The following is a 16,990-nucleotide window of genomic DNA, read 5'->3' as shown; positions in this document are numbered from 1 at the left end:
CAATGAAGAAAGTGTTTTACATCGCTTAAGCTAGACTGAACAGTTCTTAGCAAGTGGCTAGAGGTTCAGGGGTAATTTGACCCATTTGGCTTAATTTTATTCGCGTATGATATTTGGGTGAATTTGCACAATAAAAGAAACTGCCATTTGAACCTCTCGGTAACCCACTATCGCCTTGGAAAGTAATCGAATTGATTCTTAGTGTACCTCTCCAGTCTAAGCTTCCATATTTATAGTTGAGCGGTGTGGCATAGAGGAGGGGCTCACTGGGATCACGTTGTCGATTGTTATTTGTATCAATGAAGCTTATAAATCCTTTATTCCAATCCTGATCACAGGTCAATAAATCTTGACTTGCGCACAGCGTCACATTTCTTCGATAGGTTTGTGCATCAGATTTTGATTTTTGTATATGAATTGTGAGTGTTCTTTTGAGTTGAATGGCTTCATTTGACATCATTAAGTCATTAAAATGGGGTAGACTGAGACACACTAAAATTGCAAAAATTGCGATACAGGTAATTAATTCACTGATTGTGAGACCTAAAATTTTAAACATTGTTTGACCCATATAATATTTCTGTAATTTTTTTATTAACAAAGTGTTAAGTAACGGCTGTATTTATTCGGTTAAGTTTAGTATGTTAGACAAACTAATGATTACTTCGTACTGCAAAGACTGCTAAAATTAAAGACAGTGAACAATAAGCTATTCTCGCTATCGCTTTGAATTAAAAATTACTGAACTACAACGGAAATTGTAAGAAAATTTGTCAATAATTTACGAGGTTAAGGTTATCAAGCACTTGGAAAATTCATCAAGTGTTTGTATGATTCAAAGTGAAGTGAATAGCTTAAAAAAAATACTGTAGAACATACCTTGTTCTCAGGGGCCAAAAATCATAGGCTGAGCTTGAACAACAAACAATTGTTATCTCTGGAGGATATCCATGAAATTGAGTCGTATCGCACTTGCTATGCTTGTTGCTGCTCCCTTAGCTGCTGCTAATGCGGGCGTAACAATTACTCCATTATTGCTTGGTTACACATTCCAAGACACTAAACACAACAATGGTGGTGATCATTTAACTACTAGCGGTGAATTACAAGACGATTTATTCGTTGGTGCTGCTATCGGTGTGGAATTAACACCTTGGTTAGGTTTTGAAGTTGAATATAACCAAGTTAAAGGCGACGTAGATAGCGCTGCTGCTAACGCTGAATATAAGCAACAACAAATCAACGGTAACTTCTATGTTACTTCTGATTTGATCACTAAAAACTATGACAGCAAAATCAAACCTTATGTTTTATTAGGTGCTGGTCATTATAAATATTCGTTCACTGACGCTAATGAAGCTGAGATTGGTCGTGTTGGACGTGGTATGAAAGAAGAAGGTACTTTGGGTAATGCTGGTATCGGTGCTTTCTGGCGCTTGAACGATGCTTTATCTCTTCGTACTGAAGCTCGTGGTACTTATAACATCGATGAAGACTTCTGGAACTATACAGCACTTGCTGGTTTGAACGTAGTTCTTGGTGGTCACTTGAAGCCTGCTGCGCCAGTCGTAGAAGTTGCTCCAGTTGAACCAACTCCAGTTGCTCCACAGCCACAAGAGTTGACTGAAGATCTTAACATGGAACTTCGTGTATTCTTTGATACAAACAAATCAGACATCAAGCCACAATACAAGTCTGAAATTGCTAAAGTAGCAGAGAAATTAGCTGAGTACCCGAATGCGACAGCTCGTATTGAAGGTCACACAGATAACACCGGTCCACGTGCATTAAACGAACGTTTATCATTGGCTCGTGCTAACTCTGTTAAATCATCACTTGTAAATGAATACAACGTTGATGCATCTCGTTTGTCTACTCAAGGTTTCGCTTGGGATCAACCGATTGCTGACAACAAAACTAAAGAAGGTCGTGCTATGAACCGTCGCGTATTCGCTGCGATTTCTGGTAGCCGTACTGTTTTAGTTCAACCAGGTCAATAATTTCAAGTCATTGAAATTATAAAAAAGCGACTCATTTGAGTCGCTTTTTTTTATTATCAATACGCTGTAAATATTCATTTTATTTCTCCTCAGTTTTAGTCATTTGATCAAAAAATGTGTCTACCAAACACCTTTATTCAACTGTTGTTTCACTTGTTGACGATCACGACGATGTTGTGCGCGTGGCTTTTCTGTTTCGTGAATCCCTCCTTTTGTAAGTAAAGGGGATAAAGCCACTGGATTGCGAACTTTGATTTTTGGCATCTCTTTTAATTTCATTTGGTTATCCTTTGATACATAGAATTTGTTTAAGTGTATGCACGATTTCGATCAGTGCTGATTGGTTTGCCATCACTTGATCAATATCTTTATATGCGCTTGGGATTTCATCAATCACTCCCGCATCTTTACGGCATTCAATGCCTTGGGTTTGTTGAATAAGGTCCTGTTGGCTAAACAGTAACTTCGCTTTATTGCGACTCATTTTTCGTCCAGCACCATGGGAACATGAACAGAATGATTCAGGATTGGCCTTGCCTTTGACAATATAAGAGCGTGCTCCCATCGAACCAGGGATAATGCCTAATTCATCTAAACCTGCTCGAATTGCACCTTTTCGAGTAATGAATAGATCTTCACCAAAGTGATTTTCCCGACTGACGTAGTTGTGGTGGCAATTAATCGCTTCCTTTGTCATTTGAAAGGGTGGTAGAAGCGGACGAATTGCTTCTAAAATCAATCGCATCATTTCGCGACGATTTTCATAAGCGTATTCTTGCGCCCATTGCACAGCTTCTACATAGTCATCAAAGCTATTGGAACCTTCGGCAAAGTAACTCAAATCTTTGTCTGGAACATGACCAAAACGATGCTGAGCTTCTTTCTTCGCCAGTTCAATAAAGTATGTGCCAATCACATTACCTAAACCTCGGCTTCCAGAATGTAACATTACCCAGACGTCCTGATTTTCATCTAAGCACAGTTCAATAAAGTGATTACCTCCACCTAAAGTACCGAGTTGTTTCTGCCACGTCGCGTCAAACTTTCTTAACATCCGCACCAAGCCTGGATGTTTTTTGATAATAGGCTGTAAGCGTTTTTCTAAGGGAATAATACTAGACGCTTTGGCTTTGATTTGTTTGTGTAACTCAAAACCGACAGGAACTTTTCGTTCAATCGCATGTCGTAAGGGTGCAAGATTGTCTGGAAGTTGGGATGCTTTCAAGTTGAGTCGAATCGCATTCATACCGCAGCCAATATCCACTCCGACTGCCGCAGGAATAATGGCGTGCTTGGTTGGAATTACACTGCCCACAGTCGCGCCTTTACCGACATGTACATCTGGCATGACGGCAATATGTGAATACACAAATTGCAGTTGTGCCATTTTTTTCAGTTGGTCAATGCTTTCACTATCAATGTCGTCAGTGAAGATTTTCACTGGAACGCCATATAGAGCATCAGCATTCAGTATTTTTTGTATGCCCATTTTTTTATCTCGGTCAATTTAAATGTTTGTCCGAATAGGCATAAAAAAACCTAGCGAATGCTAGGTTTAAATAGACATTCGGACAAGTGATCATGAAGATGTGCCACTTGTCCGTGAGGTGACAGTGCCAAATCTTACAATGTGTTTCCTAGTTGTAATGGCATGTGTCGTCCTCCTATATAATTGTGCCGTTGAAAATATGAGCAGAGATTCTACTCATATTTAGATTTTGGTCAAGTATAAATGAATTTTTTATTCACCCGCTTTCACGTTCATGTCTTTATAAGCGATCAACTTGCTCTTGTGTTTCCACTTATAACCGAGCCAGATTGCCAAAAATAGGGGAATACTGATATAGGTGGATAAAATTCCAAGCCAATCAATTTTTCCACCCAGAACAGCTTCATAATTTTGACCGAGGATGATGATTGAGCAAAGAATAAATGCAAACCACGGCGCAAATGGAAAGAACTTGGCGCGATAGGCGAGGTCTTCCAGCTTGTAGCCTTGTAAAATATATCCTTTACGAAAACGATAGTGTGAAATTGCAATCCCTAACCAGACAATAAAGCCACACATACCTGACATATTGAGCAACCAGTTAAAGACTTGCTTTTCGCCCATAAAGGTTGTCAAGAAACAAAGTGCAGCAACAGCAGTTGTCGCATACAGCGCATTCATTGGTACGCCACGACGATCCAGTTTGGAGAAAAGTTTAGGGGCACGACCTTCACATGCCATATTCCATAACATACGGGTCGAAGAATACATGCCTGAGTTACCTGCAGACAAAATCGCACTCAGAATGACCGCATTCATCAAACTGGCTGCAAAAGCAAAGCCTGCTTTTTCATACAGTAAGGTGAAAGGTGATAAGGCAATATCTTCACTTGCGGCAGCTTTTAATAGCATTGGATCATCGTAGCTGACCAGTGTACCAATGATGAAAATACATAGAATATAGAATAACAGGATACGCCAAAAAATCTGTTTGATTGCCAAAGGAATGGTTTTCTTCGGATCTTTTGATTCACCCGCAGCGACCCCGACCATTTCTGTACCTTGGAAAGAGAATCCCGCAATCATTGCTACACCAATCATGGCTTGCAGACCACCGACAAAGGGCGCGTCTTGATAGGTCCAATTGGAGAAAGCGGAAACATTTGGCGTGAGCATTATTTTAACAATCATAGCAATACCAATGATAATAAATACGATGATTGCAATCACTTTGATCATGGAGAACCAGAACTCGCTCTCACCAAAGCCTTTGACGGTTAACGAGTTGATCCCAAAAATAATCGCAAGGAAAATCGCACTCCAGTAAAAACCAGGAAGATCTGGGAACCAAAATTTCATGATGAACTGTACAGCGACGAGTTCGAAAGCAACGGTAATGGCCCAGTTATACCAGTAATTCCAACCTAAGGCGAAACCAAAGCCATGCTCAACATAACGACTACCATAAGTGAAAAATGCACCTGATGTTGGGGTGTGTGTTGCCAATTCGCCTAAACTGGTCATCAAGAAATAAATCATCAGACCAATCAGAGCATAAGCCAGCAATGCACCACCAGGGCCAGCATTTGCAATGGTAGAGCCTGAAGCAAGGAATAAGCCAGTACCAATTGATCCACCAATGGCAATCATATTGAGGTGGCGAGCGCCGAGCTTACGCTGAAGGTGTTGGGGAGCAGATGTCTCGCTCATAAAAATTCCTTAAACTTTATATTTCGCACTGGCATACAGCACCTTGAATCCTTGTTGGTCAGTTTTGATGACACATTGACCAAAGCTTTGTTCAATAAGCGGCTGATAATTCAAAAAACGATTTGCGACGATCCACAATTCACCTGAACGTTTTAGGTGTGATTTTGCAAGCTTGCATAGCGTTTCACTGGCATCGTAATCGGTATGAATTCCCTGATGAAAAGGTGGATTGCTAACAATCGCAGCCAAATCTTTGGGTGCATCACCAAAGCCCGTTACAGGCTGAAGGTGTAACTGATCTAAATTCAGCCCATTTCGCTGAAAAGTCATCTCAGTTGATCGCAATGCAAATGCATCAATATCAAGCGCAAAAATTTGTTGCTGTGGATTTAGTTTGGCCAAATACGCACTAATAATCCCAGCACCGCAGCCAAAGTCGGCAATCTTACCTGATTTTACTTGATCGAGGTAAGGGACTAATACGGCCGTTCCAATATCCAAATGATCTTGGCTAAACACACCAGGCAGCGCGCAAACTTCTAAACGATCTTGATTCACTTGCACGGTATAGGTTTTTAACCAGTGATCTAACGGTTTCAATTGTTCAGTTTTTTCAATTTTCATGTGCCAAAGTTGACAGTGACGGGCACTATCCAATTTCTGTGTTTGGCCATACTGTTGTAATTGTTTTGCTGCACGTTCAACCCCACCTTTTTTCTCACCAACGAGAAAAACGTGCTGACCTTGCTCTAAATGGCTCACCACCACATGCAAAATATAGTTCAACAATTCCTTTGATTTAGGCACAAAAATAATGACTTGTTCAAAGACAGCTTGAGGAAATTCAACTGAGAAATGTGATGAAATTCCAGCATTTAAAAAGCCTTGATGCTCAGCAAAGTTCCAAGTCCATACAGAGGCTTGTGCTTGGCTGGGTAGTTCTTTGGCGAGTTGATCATTCGGGGCATTAATCAATAAGATATGCCCATTTAAATAATCTTGTTGACGTAAGACGACTTCACTACGTGGATCCATATTGATCTCTCATCAAAACAAAACCCAGTCGTGAAACTGGGTATTTGTTGTGGTTGGATGATTATTTATGCGTTTCAGGTAAAACAATATTTAAAATTAACGCGGCAATACCGCCTGTTGCGACACCAGAGCTAAAAATATTTTTAAATAATTCAGGTAAGTGTTCAAGAATCTGTGGAACTTGTGCAACCCCTAGACCCAAGGCTAGAGAAATTGAAATGATCAATAGTGCACGACGATCCAAATGAATCCCTGACAGGATGTTGATGCCAGAAGCCGCCACAGCACCGAACATGACCATCACAGCGCCGCCTAAAACGGCTTGAGGAACTGCTTGGATCACAGCCGAAACAGCAGGGAATAGACCTAAAATCACCAGCAGGGCAGCAATCCAAAGACCGACATAGCGACTGGCTACACCTGTGAGCTGAATTACCCCGTTATTTTGGGCAAAGACTGAACTTGGGAAGGTATTGAAGATACCTGCTAAAAATGAATTTGCACCATTGACCAGTACGCCACCTTTAATTCGTTGCATCCAAATCGGGCCATCAACAGATTGATTTGAAATTTTACTGGTTGCAGTGACATCACCAATCGCTTCAAGTGAAGTGACTAAATAGATAAATGCCATTGGAATAAATAAGCTCCAAGAAAAGCTTAAACCAAAATGCATAGGGGTAGGAACTTGCACAAGCGGTGCATCATTTAAAACAGAAAAATCTAAATGCCCCATAAATCCTGCAAGAATATAACCGATCACCAATGCGATCAAAATTGCTGAACTTTTCACCCAAATAATACGAATACGATTCAGCAAAATAATGATGCCAAGTACGGTACATGACATAATTAAATTATCAGCATTGGCAAAAGTTTGATTCTGCATTGCGGTATAACCACCACCCATGCTAATCAAACCCTCTTTGATCAGAGTCAAACCAATCAGGAGCACCACGATACCTGTGACCAAGGGTGTAATTAGTTTTTTGACCCAAGGTAAAATACGTGAAACGCCCATTTCAATAAATGAACCTGCAATCACAACTCCGAAAATGGCAGCCATCACTTGTTCAACAGGCGTGCCAGCAGCGACCATTGCACTACCAATACCGATAATAGGACCAATAAAATTAAAACTTGTCCCCTGAACAATTAATAATCCCGCACCGAAAGGTCCTACTTTTTTACACTGTAAAAAAGTCGCAATGCCTGAAATGATAAGAGACATTGATAAAATCATATTGGTGTCTTCACGAGAGACACCAAGTGCGAGACAGATCAGTAATCCAGGAGTAATAATCGGGACTAAAATGGCTAAAAGATGTTGCAAGGCGGCTAAAAATGCAACAAAAGGTTTCGGGCGATCATTCAGCCCGTAAACAAGATCGAGCTGTTGCTGAGGTAGGGGTTTCGACATGGGAGCATAAAAAAGCGATAAGCATTAGTGGAATATTCTAATAGAGTTGGACTGTTTTACCAACGATTCGATTGCAATTCGTCAGAAAAAAAGTTGTCTGTCAATAAACTGTCACTACTAAAGCGTAATATTTTTCTGTATAATTTGCCCTCAAATTTAAAGCGTATTGAATTATACATGTCAGATATTAAAACTCTCCGTAACATTGCCATTATTGCGCACGTCGATCATGGTAAAACGACTCTTGTAGACAAACTTTTACAACAATCAGGTGCTCTTGGTGATCGCGCAGGCGAGATTGAACGTGTTATGGATTCTAACGCGCTTGAGTCTGAACGTGGTATTACCATTCTTGCAAAAAATACTGCAATCAAATGGTTAGATGCACGCACAAACACCGAGTACCGCATCAACATCGTTGATACCCCGGGACACGCCGATTTCGGTGGAGAAGTAGAACGTGTTTTGTCGATGGTCGATTGCGTATTACTTTTGGTTGATGCACAAGAAGGTCCAATGCCACAAACTCGTTTTGTGACACAAAAAGCCTTTGCGCGTGGTTTGAAGCCAATCGTGATTATCAACAAAGTTGACAAGCCAAGCGCACGTTGTGACTGGGTTATTGATCAAGTTTTTGATTTATTTGATAACCTTGGTGGTTCTGACGAACAGTTAGACTTCCCAATCGTTTATGCATCAGGTCTTCGTGGTGTTGCTGGTCCTTCACCTGAAGAACTTGCTGACGATATGACGCCATTGTTCCAAACCGTTGTAGATATCGTTGAGCCACCAGCAGTAGATGTTGATGGTCCATTCCAAATGCAGATTTCTTCACTTGACTATAACAGTTTTGTTGGTGTAATCGGTGTTGGTCGTATTCAACGTGGTTCAGTTAAATTGAACACACAAGTAACTGTAATTGATAAAGAAGGTAAGACGCGTAATGGTCGTATCTTAAAAATTATGGGTTACCATGGTTTAGAACGTGTTGATATTACCGAAGCAAACGCTGGTGACATCGTTTGTGTAACTGGTATCGATGCACTTAATATTTCTGACACCATTTGTGATCCGAAAGCTGTTGAAGCTTTACCGCCATTGTCTGTCGATGAACCGACTGTTTCGATGACATTCCAAGTAAACAACTCACCGTTTGCTGGTAAAGAAGGTAAGTTTGTAACATCACGTAACATTCGTGAGCGTCTTGATCGTGAATTGATTCATAACGTTGCACTTCGTGTAGAAGATACTGATAGTCCAGACCGTTTTAAAGTGTCTGGTCGTGGTGAGCTTCATCTTTCAGTATTGATTGAAAATATGCGTCGTGAAGGCTTTGAAATGGGCGTATCACGTCCACAAGTGATCATGAAAGAAATCGATGGTGTGAAACAAGAGCCATTCGAAAACGTGACATTTGACGTTGAAGAACAGCATCAAGGTTTCGTTATGGAACAAATGGGTTTCCGTAAAGGCGAAATGACCAATATGGAAGTTGACGGCAAAGGTCGTATGCGTATTGAGGCAACTGTTCCTTCACGCGGTTTGATTGGTTTCCGTTCAGAATACCTAACAATGACTTCTGGTACGGGTATCATGACGTCAAGCTTCTCGCATTATGGCCCTGCAAAACAAGGTACTGTTGCACAACGTCAAAACGGTGTTCTAGTTTCTATGGTTCAAGGCGTATGCTTGGGCTATGCATTGTTCACATTGCAAGATCGTGGTCGTTTATTCGCTAAACCACAGTTAGAAGTCTATGAAGGTATGATCGTAGGTATTAACTCACGTTCTGACGACATGGCTGTTAACCCGACTAAAGCGAAACAGTTAACCAACGTACGTGCATCTGGTACAGACGAAGCGTTAACGTTAGTTCCTGCAATTGAATTCACGCTTGAACAGGCACTTGAATTCATTGAAGATGATGAATTAGTCGAAGTAACACCTAAATCTATTCGTATTCGTAAACGTTATCTTACTGAAGGTGAACGTAAGCGTAACCGTGGTAAATAATTTTTCTTAATTGAAAAGTGAAAAACCGCTAAATTTATTTTAGCGGTTTTTTTATTGCAAAAAATAAAACAACGATCGTGCTTAAATTCATCTTTTTATTAAAATAAAATATGTTGTTAAAGTGTGAAATGACTTTCATTTTTTTGAAAAAATATTAAATTATCAACTATATGGCTAGTCGCTTCGTCTGTGTAATAAACAATGCAAAAACAGAACGCGACAAAATTCAACTCTGGAGAGTTATAGATGAGTATTATTCAAGAATTTAAAGAATTTGCAGTAAAAGGTAACGTGATGGATCTCGCCATTGGTGTGATCATCGGTGGGGCTTTTGGTAAAATCATTGACTCATTAGTGAAAGATATTTTAATGCCAATCATTAACTTTGTGATTGGTGGCGAAGTCAATTTCAGTAATAAATTTATTGTATTACGTGGTGAATCAGAAAATATTACGACCTTGGTTCAGGCTCAAGAAGCAGGACTCACTGTACTATCTTATGGTAATTTTTTAACGATTCTGATTAATTTCTTAATCTTGGCATGGGTGGTTTTCTTATTAGTGAAGGTAATGAACCGTCTACGCAAACAAGAAGAAGCTGCACCAGCAGAGCCAGCTCCAACACCAGAAGATGTTCAATTGTTACGTGAAATTCGTGATGAGCTAAAAAAACAGGGCTAAATTAGCTTTAAATAAAAAACGGCACTTAAGATGCCGTTTTTTATGGCTAATCGTTTCGGGGAGAGCTGGCGATATAGATTTGATGGTCATTTAAGCATCTAGGAAAATAGCCAACTTCATTCTAAGATGCTATGCAAATATGAGGGAAAAAAGCATCAAAATGAATCGATTATTCGTCTATGGCACACTTTGCCCAAACCGAGAAAATGCGCATATTTTAGGTGGAATTGGGGGAGACTGGCAGAAAGCTTTTGTGCGTGGCACAGTACATATTTTAGACTGGGGACCAGATAAAGGCTTACCAGCAATCGTATTAAACCAAAAAGATGCCTTGGTGGAAGGTTACTTATTTAGCACTGAAAAATTACAAGAAAATTGGCAAATGCTAGATGATTTTGAAGGTTTTCAATACCAACGGGTGCAGACTGAAGTACATTTGGATTCGGGTGAAAAAATACTGGCATGGACCTATGTAATGAAAGAACAAGACTGAAAAGTATTTCAGTCTAAGCACAACGAAAAATTATTTCAGTTTCTGGGCGCTTAAATTTAAGCCCAATTCTGATTACCTCACCCCATCCATACGGAATTTAATTTCGATCAAGTGGAAACCAAACTGACTTTTAATCGGACCATGTAAGACGCGTTCAGCAGCACTGAAAACCAGTTTGTCTATAACAGGAACAAGCTGTCCTTTTTTGACTTCGCCTAACTCGCCACCACGTTTGGCTGAATTACAGGTTGAATATTGCTTCGCAATTTTTGAAAAATCAGCACCAGAATGGATACGTTTTTTCAATTGTTCAGCCATGTCTTTATCTTTGACTAAGATATGTCGAACAATAGCAGTTTTCATGCGTTGTTCTCCTTTAAAAAAACTATGCTTTTTTCAGTTTCAATGGTTGGCATTGTGGGCAAAAAACACTCGCACGCTGTCCCAGTTTTAGGTTCTCTAAGGTCGTCTCACAGTTAACACACATCTCGCCAGCTCGACCATATGCCAAAAGGGTTTGTTGAAAATAACCATTTTCACCCATCGCATTGCTATAGTCACGTAAAGTCGAACCACCTAAATCAATGGCTTGTTGCAAGATTCGTTTGACTTCAATCACCAACTTTTCCACTTGAATTTTGGTTAAGGTTGACGCAGGTTGTGCTGGATGAACGCCGATATTAAATAGGCTTTCAGTCGCATAAATATTGCCTACACCGACCACGATATGATTATCCATTAAAGCAATTTTAATGCCGACATTTTTTTTGCTTAGTTTTTCTAAAAGATATGACGAATTAAAATCATCACTTAACGGCTCGGGGCCGAGTGTATCAATCAGCTTAGTTTGATGATTTTGATCAAGCCAAAGTATACAACCAAAGCGACGTGGGTCATGATAGCGGAGCTGATAATCTTCAAAATCAATCACTAGATGGTCGTGTTTTCTCAATTCATCGCTAGGCTGACACAAACGAAAACTTCCAGACATACCGAGATGCCAAAGCATTTGATCATGTTCAAACTCAGCTAAAATATACTTGGAGCGCCGTGAAAGGTGCGTTAGGCGTTGACCAACAAGCTTATCAATATCATCAGGTATCGCCCAACGTAAACTGGCATTCCAGACTTTCACTGCTTGGACGCGCTGTTCCAATAAAGGTAACAGGCTGGTTTTGGTGGTTTCAACTTCAGGAAGTTCGGGCATAATAAGATCAAGTTGTTTCAACAACAATACAATGAGGGTAAATGTTTAACTTACAATTATGTCGATATTTAATTTTATTTGCCAATATAGATCAGTAATAACTTTGACTGATTTAGCTAAAAATTAATGATTTCAGATAATTATAAAATAAATAGCGGCTTACTTTTAAAAATCATCGTTTCAATTTTTTGAGAAATAAGGAATCTTCATGCCTTTCTGGAAAATTAACCTGTTATACGGTTGTGTCGCAATGAGTATGGGGCTAAACAGTTCCTTACTATGGGCCGCTGAATCGAATGAGCAGCCTATACAACTCCCAACGATTAAAGTTGAAGCGACGCGTACAGATACAAGCTATCTACAGACACCCGCTTCGGTATTTCGCGTTGATGCACCTGAGCAAATACAGTCTGCACAGGTTAATCTAACTGAACTTGTGAAAGGAATTCCAAGCTTACAGCTAAATAACCGTGAGAACTATGCGCAAGATTTACAGCTATCAATGCGTGGATTTGGTGCACGTTCTACTTTTGGCGTGCGAGGAATTCGTCTTTATGTCGATGGTATTCCCGCAACCATGCCAGATGGACAGGGACAAACCTCAAATATTGATTTAAGTAGCTTGGATCACCTTGAAGTTTTGACAGGACCATTTTCCTCCCTTTATGGGAACTCCTCTGGTGGGACGATCTTGACAACGACCAAAGAGGGGCAGGGTAAAGATTCAATAGAAATGAGCTATGTGGGTGGTAGTCACAATAAAAATCGTGCAGGTTTAGTTCTCCAAGGCGGTTCAGAACATGCCAATGAACCAAGTTACGTGATTAGCTCATCGTATTTTGATACCGATGGCTATCGTGAACATAGTGATGCACGTAAGGTGCTCAACAATGCCAAACTAACATGGAATCTTGAAGATGGTTCGAAGATTAATTGGATGACTAATTACGTCAAAATCAATGCAAATGACCCTCAAGGTTTAACGCGTGAACTATGGGATGAAAATCCTAAGCAACAAGTTCCATTTCTTAAGCAATTTGATGTACGTAAAAATATTGAACAAACTCAAACTGGAGTGACATGGTCGAAGCCAATTAATGATCAGCATGAGTTATATATGATGGGGTATTGGGGCAATCGTCAGGTAACACAATATCAGTCTATACCTGCATCAGCTCAAGCCAATCCACGTCATGCCGGTGGGGTGATTGATTTCGATCGTAATTATTATGGTGCTGATTTTCGTTGGACTGGAAAAGAGTTGCTACCAAATACGAGCATCAGTCTTGGAGTTGCACTTGATAGCATGGATGAAGATCGTAAAGGCTATGAAAACTTTGTCTTAATGAGTAATCAACCAAGTTATGGCGTGAAAGGTAATTTACGTCGTAACGAAGACAATAGCTTATGGAATATCGATCCTTATTTACAAGCATCATGGCAGTTTTTACCGACATGGCGAGTAGATACGGGGCTTCGTTATAGTAATGTACATTACAAATCTAAAGACCATTACATTTCAGGTGTAAACGGTGATGATAGTGGCAAACATGATTATTCTAAATTCTTGCCATCTGTGGCGCTGAGCTGGCAAGTTGTTCCCGAACTTTTGGCTTATGTCAGTTATGCCAAAGGTTTTGAAACTCCAACCTTCACTGAAATGGCTTATCGCCCTGATGGTGTAGGCGGTTTTAATTTTGATCTTGATGCATCGAGCAGTGATACCTATGAGCTTGGCTTGAAATCACAAAATCAACTTGGTGATTTTACTTTGGCTGTTTTCCAAACCAAGACCAAAGATGACATTGTCTCTGCAGGCGCAAGCAATGGACGCACGACCTTTCGTAACGCAGATAAAACCTTGCGTGAAGGGGTTGAGTTGACATGGAACAAAGCACTTTGGCGTGATCTAGTCGTGAATGCCAGTTATGGTTATTTAGATGCAACTTTTGATTCAACTGTTCCCGCTATTGGCTCTGTAGCAGAAATTTCCTCAGGTAACCTGATTCCAGGGATCGCAAAACAACGAGCCTATGCCGCAGTAGCATGGAAACCAAACACTGGTTTTTATGGTGGGGTTGATGCTCAATATAATGACAAAATCTACGTGAATGATACCAACACTGAAGCAGCGCCAAGTTATACCACTGTTTCAGCCTACACGGGTTATCTCTGGACAATGGATGACTGGAGCGTGAATGCGTATGCGCGTGTCGACAATATGTTGGATAAAAATTACGTCGGTTCAGTGATTGTAAATGACGGCAATGGACGCTTCTATGAACCTGCGGATGGGCGCAATTGGGGTGCTGGGATTAAAGTCACTAAACAGTTTTAATCTGTTGACCACCACCAAATATCTGCTAGAAAAGTTGATATTTGGTGGTTACGGGTAAAATAAAATACTACGGTTTTGAAGCTTTGGCTTGTTGTTCTTTGGCTTTTATAATCTGTTCTACTTTTGCCAAAGATTCTTTGGCTTGAGGGATATCCTGTCTCGCCAGTTCTGTAAAAATCTTTTTCGCCTCTGGTAAGTTCTGTCGAAGAATATCACCATTCGCCAACATATTACCTAATGCCATCAATGATGGTGCATAGCCTTTTTCTGCAAGGGATTGAATCATTTTGATTGCTTGTTGACGCATCGCAGGATTCTTATTTTTAACGCTTTGTGCTAAATCATACAAAGCCCTAATGTGCATAGCAGGATAGTAGTTTTTTTGAATCAATGGTCTGAGTTGGCGAATCGCAATTTGGTCTGTTTCAGGTTTGCCTTGAGCAAATAATAATGTTGCGATTTCCACGATTGCTTCGTCAGAACCTTGTTTTGATGCTCGATCTAAATACTCTTTGAATTTTGGCGTATTCGGTGTAATACCTAATCCACCATGACGATAAAGTTGCGCTAGGGTAAAACTGGCTTTGCCATAGCCTTTATTTGAGGCATCTTGGTAATATTGCAAAGCTCTTTTTTCGTCTTTAGTTGTCCCTTGTCCATTTTGGGTCATGTAGCCAAGATTGTAGATGGCTTGAGCATTCCCTGACTCTGCGAGACGTTGCATTTCTGCGAATGCAGCAGGGTAGTTTTTTGCTTCATAGAGTTGGGTTGCTTTTGCAAAAACATCTGTTTTGGCTGAAGCTTTGCTGTCTGCTGCTAGTGTGGCGTGGCTTGCAACAATCATTAAACTGGCTATAAGCAACTTTTTCATTTTTCTTTCCCTTCGCATCGATCTGCTTTAATCCGTTGTATAGCAGAATATTTCGTTGATGTGCACATCATAAAAGTTTGGTAAAAAATGTAAATGATGATTTTGTATATATGATGCTGGAATAATGTCTTTAATTTCTGATTGTTTTTAAATAAAGACTCGTTAAAACAATTGGTTATGATTATCTTTTGTGGAATTATTGTGGAGGATTTATGGAGGGAAAGTGAATGCGGAAATAAACGCTAACGTTATGTTATATAACGCTGCATCGTGAGTTGTAGTAATTTAATTAGATCAGAATCCATATATTGATAATTATCAGGGATATCTAAAACAAACACTTTCTTATTCATGAGCTGTTTAGAGAATTTCTCTTTAATTTGTTGCTTATGTCGTATTTCCATCACAAAGATTTGATCAGCCCAAAGTATATCTTTGAGCGAAATTGTATGTTTAGCGTGGCGGCTGGTACCAGCTGATCGGGTATGGAGACCATACCCTTGTGCAAAGATGCGTTCAGCAGTTGGACTACGCCATTGATTACGACTACAGATGAATAAAAAGTTCAGAGTTATAGTGTCCAATAATTAAAACGAGCTTCAATTAAGTTCTTTATTTTAGAAACTCGAGGATATTCGATTCCTAATTTTTTTGAGCGAGCGAGTTTAGCTTGACGGGTACATAAGTACTTCCATTTTTTCTGGGGTTTCCACAAAAGAGAAGTGTGCCGACAGTCTCGACCTCTGAAAAGAAGCTTTTTCTTGCGTCTCCAAGCTCGCGTGCGTTGTTGCGGTAAATCATCCATTATTAAAAAACTCATAAGTTAATCGGGTTCAGCAGCCGCGATAACACATGAGTTTTGAATTTTAACTTACAGTCTAGTTTTTAACAACAGATTAGCTTGGTCTCGCCACATCACCACTTAGTGCTTCTGGCAAGTCCAACACTGTCAAATCAAGCTCTTCTAGAGCAGTTGGTTTTGCTACCACAAGTGCGATATAGCCATCTTCAATGGCGACACTATTGACCACTTCTATATCTTTACTCAGTTGAGTTGTAGGAGAGGGAACTTCACCTTTTCCTTGAATTAAATGTAACCAGTGTTTAGGTTTGGCTTTAAACCAAAGACGTGCCACGATTTCCTGCCCCAAGTAGCAACCCTTATCAAAATGTACGCCGTCACGTTGATGTAGGCGTAATTCTTGTGGTTGAAACACATGTTCTGTTGTCTGAGTAATCCAAGCTTGTCCAGACTGAATGGCCTGTAATTGCCAAGTCTTTACATCGGTTTCTGTCTGAGAGAACTCAGTTTGATGTCCAACAATATTTGGAAAAACTTGACCAATTTCTTCTAATTTCATTTTTGAAAAAGCACCAAACTTTTTGATATGTTTGGAAAACTCTTCTGCTTGATCTTGTGTGGTGACAAGTTCAAAACTTTCTGGATTTAATTTTTTAATCCATAAACCAAAATGAATACGCCCTTTTAAATCACAAATAGCAGTGTATCGACTTTCATTTTCTGGCAAACGCTCAGTGTGAACAGTTACCTGACCTTGTAAAAATTTTTGTGCATCTACACCATTTAAGCTAAAAGCAGTAAAAGCAAGCTGACTCATAGATCGATCCTAAAGCTGCGTTTTGGTCACTAGGGGGCTGTTATTTTGCGCCATTTTTCACAAAAAAGCAGCTTTTGATTGTTGATATTCATGTTGAAATAAAGAGATTGGAAA

At 39.9% G+C, this 16,990-nt stretch carries 17 protein-coding genes; 5 read left to right on the top strand and 12 right to left on the bottom strand.

Features of this window, described 5'->3' with window-relative positions; genetic code table 11:
- Window positions 1–46 precede the first annotated feature (46 nt).
- Window positions 47–559, bottom strand: coding sequence for a GspH/FimT family pseudopilin (locus EAH57_RS02510; RefSeq protein WP_171407347.1), 513 nt, complete (start codon window positions 557–559; stop codon window positions 47–49).
- Window positions 560–950: 391 nt separating this feature from the next.
- Between EAH57_RS02510 and omp38 the strand changes: the two genes are divergently transcribed.
- Window positions 951–2,000: an outer membrane protein Omp38 gene (gene omp38 / locus EAH57_RS02505; RefSeq protein WP_121928692.1), complete on the top strand. Its 1,050-nt coding sequence runs from the start codon at window positions 951–953 to the stop codon at window positions 1,998–2,000.
- A 120-nt stretch (window positions 2,001–2,120) separates the two neighbouring features.
- Here the strand turns inward: omp38 and EAH57_RS15915 are convergent, their stop codons facing one another.
- The 5 genes from EAH57_RS15915 to EAH57_RS02485 form a co-directional block, all read right to left on the bottom strand.
- Window positions 2,121–2,279: a hypothetical protein gene (locus tag EAH57_RS15915; RefSeq protein ID WP_171407346.1), complete on the bottom strand. Its 159-nt coding sequence runs from the start codon at window positions 2,277–2,279 to the stop codon at window positions 2,121–2,123.
- Window positions 2,280–2,283: 4 nt separating this feature from the next.
- On the bottom strand, window positions 2,284–3,489 hold the full coding sequence (locus EAH57_RS02500) for an RtcB family protein (RefSeq protein WP_121928691.1): 1,206 nt from the start codon (window positions 3,487–3,489) through the stop codon (window positions 2,284–2,286).
- Window positions 3,490–3,741: 252 nt separating this feature from the next.
- On the bottom strand, window positions 3,742–5,199 hold the full coding sequence (locus tag EAH57_RS02495) for an amino acid permease (protein WP_121928690.1): 1,458 nt from the start codon (window positions 5,197–5,199) through the stop codon (window positions 3,742–3,744).
- A gap of 9 nt (window positions 5,200–5,208) precedes the next feature.
- Window positions 5,209–6,234 carry a methyltransferase gene (locus EAH57_RS02490; RefSeq protein WP_121928689.1) on the bottom strand — a complete coding sequence of 342 codons (1,026 nt, stop codon included), beginning with the start codon at window positions 6,232–6,234 and terminating at the stop codon, window positions 5,209–5,211.
- Window positions 6,235–6,295: 61 nt separating this feature from the next.
- Complete coding sequence (locus EAH57_RS02485; RefSeq protein WP_121928688.1) at window positions 6,296–7,654, bottom strand: uracil-xanthine permease family protein; 1,359 nt, start codon at window positions 7,652–7,654, stop codon at window positions 6,296–6,298.
- 177 nt (window positions 7,655–7,831) lie between these two features.
- On the opposite strand from EAH57_RS02485, the gene typA reads away from it, so the two are divergent.
- From typA to EAH57_RS02470, 3 genes are all read left to right on the top strand, one after another.
- Window positions 7,832–9,667, top strand: a complete 1,836-nt coding sequence (gene typA / locus EAH57_RS02480) for a translational GTPase TypA (RefSeq protein ID WP_121928687.1) — start codon at window positions 7,832–7,834, stop codon at window positions 9,665–9,667.
- Between the two features lie 246 nt (window positions 9,668–9,913).
- Window positions 9,914–10,348, top strand: a complete 435-nt coding sequence (mscL, locus tag EAH57_RS02475; protein ID WP_004669460.1) for a large conductance mechanosensitive channel protein MscL — start codon at window positions 9,914–9,916, stop codon at window positions 10,346–10,348.
- 160 nt (window positions 10,349–10,508) lie between these two features.
- Entirely contained in the window at window positions 10,509–10,841 is a 333-nt protein-coding gene (locus EAH57_RS02470; RefSeq protein WP_121928686.1) for a gamma-glutamylcyclotransferase family protein, read from the top strand.
- 72 nt (window positions 10,842–10,913) lie between these two features.
- Here the strand turns inward: EAH57_RS02470 and EAH57_RS02465 are convergent, their stop codons facing one another.
- Window positions 10,914–11,204, bottom strand: a complete 291-nt coding sequence (locus tag EAH57_RS02465; RefSeq protein ID WP_121928685.1) for a peptidylprolyl isomerase — start codon at window positions 11,202–11,204, stop codon at window positions 10,914–10,916.
- 22 nt (window positions 11,205–11,226) lie between these two features.
- Complete coding sequence (gene mutM, locus EAH57_RS02460; protein ID WP_121928684.1) at window positions 11,227–12,048, bottom strand: bifunctional DNA-formamidopyrimidine glycosylase/DNA-(apurinic or apyrimidinic site) lyase; 822 nt, start codon at window positions 12,046–12,048, stop codon at window positions 11,227–11,229.
- Window positions 12,049–12,256: 208 nt separating this feature from the next.
- On the opposite strand from mutM, the gene EAH57_RS02455 reads away from it, so the two are divergent.
- Window positions 12,257–14,386 (top strand): TonB-dependent receptor, encoded by a 2,130-nt coding sequence (locus EAH57_RS02455; protein WP_213071135.1) that lies wholly within the window; start codon window positions 12,257–12,259, stop codon window positions 14,384–14,386.
- Window positions 14,387–14,453: 67 nt separating this feature from the next.
- Here the strand turns inward: EAH57_RS02455 and EAH57_RS02450 are convergent, their stop codons facing one another.
- The 4 genes from EAH57_RS02450 to EAH57_RS02435 form a co-directional block, all read right to left on the bottom strand.
- Window positions 14,454–15,257, bottom strand: a complete 804-nt coding sequence (locus tag EAH57_RS02450; protein ID WP_121928683.1) for a tetratricopeptide repeat protein — start codon at window positions 15,255–15,257, stop codon at window positions 14,454–14,456.
- A gap of 248 nt (window positions 15,258–15,505) precedes the next feature.
- Window positions 15,506–15,826: a low molecular weight protein tyrosine phosphatase family protein gene (locus EAH57_RS02445; RefSeq protein ID WP_121928768.1), complete on the bottom strand. Its 321-nt coding sequence runs from the start codon at window positions 15,824–15,826 to the stop codon at window positions 15,506–15,508.
- Window positions 15,827–15,828: 2 nt separating this feature from the next.
- Complete coding sequence (locus EAH57_RS16085; RefSeq protein ID WP_121928682.1) at window positions 15,829–16,062, bottom strand: hypothetical protein; 234 nt, start codon at window positions 16,060–16,062, stop codon at window positions 15,829–15,831.
- A 91-nt stretch (window positions 16,063–16,153) separates the two neighbouring features.
- Window positions 16,154–16,876 carry a YgfZ/GcvT domain-containing protein gene (locus EAH57_RS02435; RefSeq protein ID WP_121928681.1) on the bottom strand — a complete coding sequence of 241 codons (723 nt, stop codon included), beginning with the start codon at window positions 16,874–16,876 and terminating at the stop codon, window positions 16,154–16,156.
- Window positions 16,877–16,990 lie beyond the last annotated feature (114 nt).

The sequence above is a fragment of the Acinetobacter sp. 2JN-4 genome (genome assembly GCF_003687745.1).
In the GTDB taxonomy this organism is placed as follows: domain Bacteria; phylum Pseudomonadota; class Gammaproteobacteria; order Pseudomonadales; family Moraxellaceae; genus Acinetobacter; species Acinetobacter halotolerans.
This window is presented reverse-complemented; position numbering and strand designations above follow the sequence as displayed.

What these genes read in the sequence shown, in the direction of transcription:
- EAH57_RS02510 (WP_171407347.1), bottom strand. Translation starts at nt 559, where the DNA reads ATGTTTAAAATTTTAGGTCTCACAATCAGTGAATTAATTACCTGTATC.
- EAH57_RS02450 (WP_121928683.1), bottom strand. Translation starts at nt 15,257, where the DNA reads ATGAAAAAGTTGCTTATAGCCAGTTTAATGATTGTTGCAAGCCACGCC.
- EAH57_RS02455 (WP_213071135.1), top strand. Translation starts at nt 12,257, where the DNA reads ATGCCTTTCTGGAAAATTAACCTGTTATACGGTTGTGTCGCAATGAGT.
- typA (WP_121928687.1), top strand. Translation starts at nt 7,832, where the DNA reads ATGTCAGATATTAAAACTCTCCGTAACATTGCCATTATTGCGCACGTC.
- EAH57_RS02485 (WP_121928688.1), bottom strand. Translation starts at nt 7,654, where the DNA reads ATGTCGAAACCCCTACCTCAGCAACAGCTCGATCTTGTTTACGGGCTG.
- EAH57_RS15915 (WP_171407346.1), bottom strand. Translation starts at nt 2,279, where the DNA reads ATGAAATTAAAAGAGATGCCAAAAATCAAAGTTCGCAATCCAGTGGCT.
- EAH57_RS02470 (WP_121928686.1), top strand. Translation starts at nt 10,509, where the DNA reads ATGAATCGATTATTCGTCTATGGCACACTTTGCCCAAACCGAGAAAAT.
- EAH57_RS02500 (WP_121928691.1), bottom strand. Translation starts at nt 3,489, where the DNA reads ATGGGCATACAAAAAATACTGAATGCTGATGCTCTATATGGCGTTCCA.
- mscL (WP_004669460.1), top strand. Translation starts at nt 9,914, where the DNA reads ATGAGTATTATTCAAGAATTTAAAGAATTTGCAGTAAAAGGTAACGTG.
- EAH57_RS02435 (WP_121928681.1), bottom strand. Translation starts at nt 16,876, where the DNA reads ATGAGTCAGCTTGCTTTTACTGCTTTTAGCTTAAATGGTGTAGATGCA.
- mutM (WP_121928684.1), bottom strand. Translation starts at nt 12,048, where the DNA reads ATGCCCGAACTTCCTGAAGTTGAAACCACCAAAACCAGCCTGTTACCT.
- EAH57_RS02495 (WP_121928690.1), bottom strand. Translation starts at nt 5,199, where the DNA reads ATGAGCGAGACATCTGCTCCCCAACACCTTCAGCGTAAGCTCGGCGCT.
- omp38 (WP_121928692.1), top strand. Translation starts at nt 951, where the DNA reads ATGAAATTGAGTCGTATCGCACTTGCTATGCTTGTTGCTGCTCCCTTA.
- EAH57_RS16085 (WP_121928682.1), bottom strand. Translation starts at nt 16,062, where the DNA reads ATGGATGATTTACCGCAACAACGCACGCGAGCTTGGAGACGCAAGAAA.
- EAH57_RS02465 (WP_121928685.1), bottom strand. Translation starts at nt 11,204, where the DNA reads ATGAAAACTGCTATTGTTCGACATATCTTAGTCAAAGATAAAGACATG.
- EAH57_RS02490 (WP_121928689.1), bottom strand. Translation starts at nt 6,234, where the DNA reads ATGGATCCACGTAGTGAAGTCGTCTTACGTCAACAAGATTATTTAAAT.